The organism is Wolbachia endosymbiont of Tuta absoluta, from assembly GCF_059414725.1.
In genome coordinates this window covers 1-1,350 of record NZ_JBNRJY010000799.1, presented here as the reverse complement: position 1 = coordinate 1,350, position 1,350 = coordinate 1, and the positions used below count along the sequence as shown (strand labels likewise).

1 pseudogene is annotated in these 1,350 nt (G+C 38.5%); it reads right to left on the bottom strand.

The features are described 5' to 3' along the window. Window positions 1-141, bottom strand: a pseudogene (locus tag ACJ5GX_RS08145) (NADH-quinone oxidoreductase subunit D-related protein); the annotation flags it as partial. Window positions 142-1,350 lie beyond the last annotated feature (1,209 nt).

The following is a 1,350-nucleotide window of genomic DNA, read 5'->3' as shown; positions in this document are numbered from 1 at the left end:
GGATTCTTTCATTTCTGCTCTTGGCGGTGGAGAAATTTTTCTATCTTCAGTTTTTATTGGCCCTTCAGGCATTTTCTCTATGCATTGCTTCACCAAGCTAACAGACTGCCTAATCTCTGCCATTCTTACTAAATAACGATCGATCCGAAAACATAGAGAAAAAACACGGGTGCACTCCGGTGTGTAATCATAATAATGAAGGATAAAAAATAAAACAACTACGAAATGAATATTTAGCATACATATTATTCCTAAAATATACCTACACCGATACTTACTAAAATAAACTTACTTATATTTGCCAACGAAAAAGCACAAATGCCTTGGTCTTCTCCTTCGATTCATTTCCTTTTTTGACCTTCAAGTCAAGTTCCTGGCTTTTATCCACGTTTCTAGCTCGTCACGCCTCCTGAGACTGGGGTCATCTGATGTAGCTACAAACATAACATTACGAAACCAATCATGTACAGTCGGTTTTACTGCGTGGCATTGCAAGTTGTGTCCTGACATTATGGCGACAGGGCTTATCTTGTGAGCGCGAGAACGCAAAACGCTCACGCAAGTAAGAGGGAGAAGATGGATTATTAAGCCCAGTAAAATGAGTAAAGTAAATGAGTTGAAAAACAGGAAGGAGAAAGTCACACAGGTGGATATCATCTGCAGCGAGTTCCGCTGCTGGCTGATAGGATCGATCATCACAATACTCCGTTTCGATACAGTAGTTGAAAAAAATCGTTTTAGTTTAGTAGACAAGTAAGTACCTAACTATATATTTATTTAATTCTATATAACATTCTTCAATAGTATGTACCTATAACTTCTTTACTTGCACATTTTGACTATTTTAATATTGCACTTTATATATTGGTTTTACACAAAAAAACCATGTCAGCCTTCTAAGGCTACTAGTAATAGCAGGCTGTATAAAAAAACTGACACTAGGGTTCATCGGGCCGTACGTCAATTCGGTGTTCCTCATCGGATCATTGGTCGATTCGGTGTCCCTCACGATTCGACAATTAGATATATTCTGCTTATTTTTTTCCATGTATTTGCTTGTGCCCAGTGCCGGTGATGCGTCGACACTGAACTGAGTTGCCACAAAGATTAAAATACGTGTAAACACAACTCACTCACGTCACTGTGACTTGCTCACGACTGTCCTACTGTACTCACTCGCTATGTGTGATCAAGGCATTATGTACTTATTCTCCTTTTTTAACATTCATAGCAATATTTCTTAGTGTATATGCTCTTATATAAACTAAAGGCGTTTTGGCGCCAGTAGTAGTAGTGTTTCTTCGTTACACAAGTCAAAGCAATCCACAAGGCGCTATGCCATTCTATGAA